Source organism: Methanophagales archaeon, from assembly GCA_021159465.1.
Classification (GTDB): domain Archaea; phylum Halobacteriota; class Syntropharchaeia; order Alkanophagales; family Methanospirareceae; genus G60ANME1.
Window position 1 is genome coordinate 1 of sequence record JAGGRR010000227.1, and the last position, 5,844, is coordinate 5,844.

Below are 5,844 nucleotides of genomic sequence, written 5' to 3' on the forward strand. Positions count from 1 at the left end.
GCTTTAACGAACTTTATTTTTGAAACTAAATTTTCATCTATAAGAACTTTGGTTCCACCTCTTTCAAGTGTGCCATTATTTAAATTTAACAACGCAAGATTATTAGGCGAATTATATCCTGCCATGATTTCCTTTCGGCTTCTATTCTTTCATTGATTATTTTTTGAAGGTCAGTGGCTCTAATAACTTTTGTTTCTCCAGAATATCGGTAGTATATTTCACCCTCTTTTATCACATTTGCATCATTACTGGTGCACATTACGGGTTTTTCTTTGGAAGGGTAAATATATATTATCCCAAATTTCTTTCCTTCTATTTCATGGTCGCATGATGCCCATTCAATAGTAGGAGAAAAATGCGAATTTAAATATTCTGTCATTCTGTCAGGGTCTTTTCTTGAAAAATTATCGTTTCGAAGACCAACTAATTCACGGGGTTTATTTTTAACTCCAAAAATAATGTACCCTCCTTTATTGTTTGCGAAAGAACAAAACAATTTCCCGTATTCCGCTTTGTTGCCCCAATTAAAATTCTCTTTGAATTCCAACTCGCTGCTTTCTTTTCGTTTCAAAATATTAGGTTTATCTGCTTGACACTCGAAAACATAATCTATGATTCCTTTTGAGAATTTATCGTCAGCCACTGTGGGGTGCACCCCTGTTAGTATACAACTAGTTAAGAAACAGTATTTAAAACCTCCGATGCACGCACCTCCTTCTCGAAGTCTATGGGAGAGCGGTACCCTATGGTAGAATGTAGCCTCTTTTTGTTGTATACGTCCTTTAACGCCAGCTCTGTGTGAAGGCTTCTATCCAGATTCCATCCGATGCATTCCCTGCTGAAAAGGTCCATGATTACCGCCAGGTAGACGAAATCGTCCGATAGACGGATATAAGTGATATCGGAAGCCTATACCTGATTCAATCGGGTTATCTTCAACCCCTTCACAAGATTGGGATAGAACCTGAGATTTTAAAGTCCCTCGTGTAGGTTCTCCTTCTTTTCATATGTTGCAACCCCTTTCTTTTTATTTCCTAACTTACTGTATACTTTTAGGGGTGCACCCCAACCAAGAAAGCGGAAAATGGCTCTTACGAGGCTGACTTGCTAACAGAAAAACCTACAAAGTTATGCCCACAAAGAAGGGAAGAAGGACACACATAATAAAGGTTTATTGTGCTAAATGTCATGCTTTACTCTACAAGTACCAAAAAGCAGGTCTCGGTTCATTGATAAAATGCTACAAAGACAGGATAGCCGAAGATTACACACGAGGCGATTTAAAATGCCCGCAGTGTGGTGAAACTTTTGCCCGCGAAGCTGTTTATCATGGAAAGCCCGCTAACAAAATTATCCAGGGTAAAGTTTATGTTAGACACTAAGGAATATGTTATTAAAAACGTTTGAAAGTGGGAAAGAGGGAAAAACATTTATTCGAGGAAATCCGTGTATAAAAGAGGCTTTGCTGTACGAGCAACTCGAATCCATGAAAGTGAGATGCGAAAGCTGTGAGAGGTTCTGCGAAATTGCCGCAGGCAACTCGGGATTCTGTAAAACACGGATGAATATTGATGGTAAACTCTACACCCTGGAATATGGCGATATCTCCTCTATAAGTGCTAATCCGATAGAGAAGAAACCTTTTTTCCATTTCTTCCCGGGCAGCAAGGCATTGACAGTAGGCAGTTACTCATGCAATTTCTCCTGCCCCTGGTGCCAGAACTGGACGATTAGCAAATCCGTTCCCAATCCTGCGAGATGTAATTATATCTCGCCTGAGGAACTCGTGCGAATGGCGAAAGAAAAGGGGTGCCATGGGACTTCTATATCCTTTAACGAACCCACTTTGCTTCTCGAATACTCGCTCGACGTCTTTGGACTCGCGAAAAAGGAGGGCTACTATAATACATACGTGACGAACGGCTACATGTGTGCTGAAGCGCTAAGGATGCTGGTGGAGCACGGGTTAGATGCAATGAATGTGGATGTAAAGGGCTGTGAAGAAGCGGTGAGGGAATATTGTGGCGCTGACGTGGAGCTCGTATGGCGGAATATAAAGGAAGCAAAGAGAAAGGGAGTTCATATTGAGATTACAACGCTCATTATACCGGGTGTGAACGATGATGAAGAATGTTTGAGGAGCATAGCTTCAAGAATCAGGAAAGACACCGGAGAAAACACTCCATGGCATGTAACGCAGTATTATCCAGCGTACAGGGCGCTTGAATTAGGTCTTTATAAAGGAAGAACACCTGTTGAGATACTGGAACGAGCATGGGAAATAGGGAAGGAAGAGGGTTTGAATTATGTTTACCTCGGCAATGTCCCCGGGCATCCTTATGAGAATACTTATTGTCCACGTTGCGGTGCAACGTTAATCAAGCGATATGGGTTTGACGTGGTTAGTTATCGCATAACGGCGGGAAATAGATGTCCCGAGTGCGGAAAGGCTATTGCAGTAAAAACCCGCGTTTAAGAAAAGTTTTTATCATTTATAAAAAACTTGATTGCCGTTATCCAGTAATAAAAGAAACCTCTACTAAAAAAACAACTTAATGGCGGGAATCCTGTTAGAAGCGCGTTTACATCGTCAACTTCGGGTAAGAATCCCATTCCCGTTTTGAAGACTTTGCAGGTTTCGGTCGTGTGTCCCTCTTTCATCGACTTGAAAGAGAAGATGTAAATGTAAACAGAGTATGCTATACAAATTTATTGTATACTAATATACAGGGCTGATGCCGATAGCCTTCTCTGTAGCATCTATCGTCACATCTATGAGCAATGATAGAGAAGGGTCATAGCAACGTTCGGTATTCCTCATCTCCTCCGCAGTCATGCCTGCGCGGATAGCTAATTCCAGCTCGTTTACTCGCTCTGCAACGGTAGATTCACCAACCATCTGCGCACCTATTAATTTATGTGTGTATGCCTCGAATAGGAGCTTCATTGTTAGTGGCTTCGCACCCGGGAAGTATCGTGCTTTTACAAGCTTCGTCGCCTCTCCACTCAATGTTTTTATACCCACCCTTGCAGCCAGTTCTGATGTCACGCCAACCGAGCCAACGAGCAAGCCCCCTATCTCTGCTACTGTTGGACTCAGACAAGGCTCACAGATAGAATATAATGATGGTTGAGCACTAATATCACTTAATATATTATCAGCAACGACCTTTGCCTGAACTACCACCGTAGATGCCAGCTGGCTCAGCCTCGGTCTGTGAGTAATAGCATCTATGACCTCAGTGCAATCACCAAGTGAGAAGACATCCTTGAGATAACTTCGTCCACTCTTCTTCTTCACATGCATCGCGCTGTCAGTAACAATCCCACCGCTCTCACCTGTTTCTATACCGGCGTCAGCAGCGAGTTTCGTATTCGGCTTCATCCCCCTTGCTATAACGACTATATCAGCCGGTAACTCCTTCGCTGAAGCTCCTTCGCCTATCACCACTGACTTCACTCGCCCCCCTTCTCCCTTAACCGCTGTTATCTCCTTACGTTCGAGTATAAACCTGATCCCATGCTGCTCTTCCAGCCACTTCTTCACCATATCTCCCATATCGGGGTCCAAACTGGAAGGTAGAAGCGAAGGAGGACCGCCAAGAACGGTTGTCTTTAACCCTCTCGTTGCAAATGCCACCGCTGCTTGCAGTCCTATTATCCCACGTCCACGAACAAATGCATTCTTCGCACCTTCCATCGCAGCTTCTATCCTCTCCGCGTCAGTCTCATTGTTGAATGTATAAACACCCTCAAGTTCGGTCGCTGCGACCGCATCCGGGACAGAAGGGCTTCGTCCTGTGGCTATTACAAGATAATCATACTTCAATTCCTCTCCTGTTACCAATGTTATGGTCTTATCCTCAGGACTCAACTTCGTAACCTCTGTCTCTGTCCTGAAATCAACACCCTGGTCGAGGAAGAACTTCGGCTCGTTTATCTCCGTCCTCTTTATTTCATACCAGCCCCTTAATGCGAATGGCAATCCGCAGGTGGATACCCAGCCACTTCGCTCTCGCTTTATCAGCGTCAAATCCAGTCCACCTGCCACATCATCACGCCTCGCAAGCAGGTTCCTCAAGACATATATCCCGGCAATACCACCACCAATAATAACTACCTTCTTCACCATCTCTCTCCTCCTATTTTCTTCTTCATGTAAAGGGCTATAAATAATTAGCGGTTTTTTGCTGTGTTATCAAACGAACCATTCTTTTGTCCTTTATCGGTTAAATATATCGCTTCGTCACACAGACGCAGTTCCTTATTCCTTATTCCTTATTTCCGCCGCGATGCCGTATTTTTGCCTGATCTCAATGTCATCATCATGCAGGATTGGTAAATTCATGGACACTATCGTATAGCGCTTCTGCTTCCACTTGAGACAGTCCAAAACCGGTATTCAGGTCATTGATAAATAGCTGTCTGTCCGATTTGTTTACCGACCTTTCCAATTCTTCCTGGTTCATGTACATCACCTATTCCTATCTATATTCTATCATAAACCAGATGTTATATGACACAAAGGCTAATTAGTTAGGCGTAATTAAGATCTTTGGGATTCCCAATCGCTTTTTTTTAACTTTATAGCAGGTATCCAATCATGATACACTTTCCCATTAGCATCTATAAATTTAGTGCATGTAATTTCTCCGTATGGCATTGTTAAAGTCTTATTATGGTGAATTTGAGGGTAAGAGCCTGTTATTAGCGTTACATTGTATTGCTCGTGAGGCATTAAGACAACAGTAGTATTGAATACTATCTTCTCCCGGTCCCTTTCATATACGCCCCACGGGGCTTCTGCGCACCATGTATCATTACATATAAGCGCATATTCGGTGTGACCTCCCGTCCCAGCGCATGCATACGTGTATAGTTCGTCCGTCACAATCTCGCAATTCGCCTCTATCGTGCCTACGAACTTGCCTGAAATGCTTGGATATGGATTAGCTGGTTGTCCTGTGTCAAATTCAAATGTTGGCACCGCGAAATAAATCTCAAATGGCTCCATAAGCGGATGATAATCTTCGTCACCATCTATGCTATAGGGAGTATCGCCAATTCCATCGGTATTTGCATCCGAACCAGTATAATTGTCCCAGTAATTACCCATGTAATTCGTATATGTTGAACCTTTGTATGTGTATGTTATCTCCTCTGTTGAATTCCATATGTTTGCTAAACCAAAAGAATAAGCGTTGCATGTGTTGTTTATGAAGTTGTTGGCGTATATTATGTTGTCATTTGAATCTATGATGAGTATGCCACCCCAGATGTTTGAACTGATATTGTTATTTGATATTAAGCAGTTATCACTCTCAAATAATTCAATTCCAACATTTGTATTTGTGAGTTCAGAATTCATGACCGTGATGTTTGTGCATCCAACGAGTATTACCTGCCCGGCATTATGAACGAGTTCATCCGCTTCATCCTCAAGATAAACAAGCGGTTTTCCGTTTACTGTATTATCTTCCACAATGTTCCCGTATAAATAAGTCCCGGCATGTAAACCACCGTTTATGAATTTGTTGTTTCTTATCCTGTTTTCGTATGAGTCATAAAGCGCTATGCCAGCTCCTTTGCTTGAGCTGATGGTGCTATCTGATATGTGGTTATTGTTTGAATTCCCAAGTTCTATGCCATTCCCGTTGTTTGAGCTGATGGTACTATTTGATATGTAGTTATTGTTTGAATTCCCAAGTTCTATGCCATTCCCGTTGTTTGTACTGATGGTGCTATCTGATATGTGGTTATTGTTTGAATTCCCAAGCTCTATGCCAGTTCCGTTGTTTGAGCTGATGGTACTATCTGATATGCGGTTATTGTTTGAATTCTCAA

The 5,844-nt window shown here is 42.4% G+C and carries 7 protein-coding genes; 2 read left to right on the forward strand and 5 right to left on the reverse strand.

Annotated elements, in window-relative coordinates:
• Positions 1-85 precede the first annotated feature (85 nt).
• Both J7J01_09680 and J7J01_09685 read right to left on the reverse strand, forming a co-directional pair.
• Entirely contained in the window at positions 86-643 is a 558-nt protein-coding gene (locus J7J01_09680) for an ATP-binding protein (GenBank protein MCD6211132.1), read from the reverse strand.
• 32 nt (positions 644-675) lie between these two features.
• The gene (locus J7J01_09685; GenBank protein MCD6211133.1) at positions 676-852 is read right to left on the reverse strand and encodes a hypothetical protein; all 177 of its coding nucleotides are present in this window, start codon (positions 850-852) and stop codon (positions 676-678) included.
• Between the two features lie 278 nt (positions 853-1,130).
• On the opposite strand from J7J01_09685, the gene J7J01_09690 reads away from it, so the two are divergent.
• Positions 1,131-1,382 carry a hypothetical protein gene (locus J7J01_09690; protein MCD6211134.1) on the forward strand — a complete coding sequence of 84 codons (252 nt, stop codon included), beginning with the start codon at positions 1,131-1,133 and terminating at the stop codon, positions 1,380-1,382.
• 104 nt (positions 1,383-1,486) lie between these two features.
• Positions 1,487-2,476, forward strand: a complete 990-nt coding sequence (amrS, locus tag J7J01_09695) for an AmmeMemoRadiSam system radical SAM enzyme (GenBank protein MCD6211135.1) — start codon at positions 1,487-1,489, stop codon at positions 2,474-2,476.
• Positions 2,477-2,719: 243 nt separating this feature from the next.
• Here the strand turns inward: amrS and J7J01_09700 are convergent, their stop codons facing one another.
• From J7J01_09700 to J7J01_09710, 3 genes are all read right to left on the reverse strand, one after another.
• On the reverse strand, positions 2,720-4,132 hold the full coding sequence (locus J7J01_09700; GenBank protein ID MCD6211136.1) for an FAD-dependent oxidoreductase: 1,413 nt from the start codon (positions 4,130-4,132) through the stop codon (positions 2,720-2,722).
• Between the two features lie 193 nt (positions 4,133-4,325).
• The gene (locus tag J7J01_09705) at positions 4,326-4,469 is read right to left on the reverse strand and encodes a hypothetical protein (GenBank protein MCD6211137.1); all 144 of its coding nucleotides are present in this window, start codon (positions 4,467-4,469) and stop codon (positions 4,326-4,328) included.
• A gap of 77 nt (positions 4,470-4,546) precedes the next feature.
• Positions 4,547-5,844 (reverse strand): right-handed parallel beta-helix repeat-containing protein (locus J7J01_09710; GenBank protein ID MCD6211138.1); only part of this gene is annotated, 1,298 nt, incomplete at its 5' end.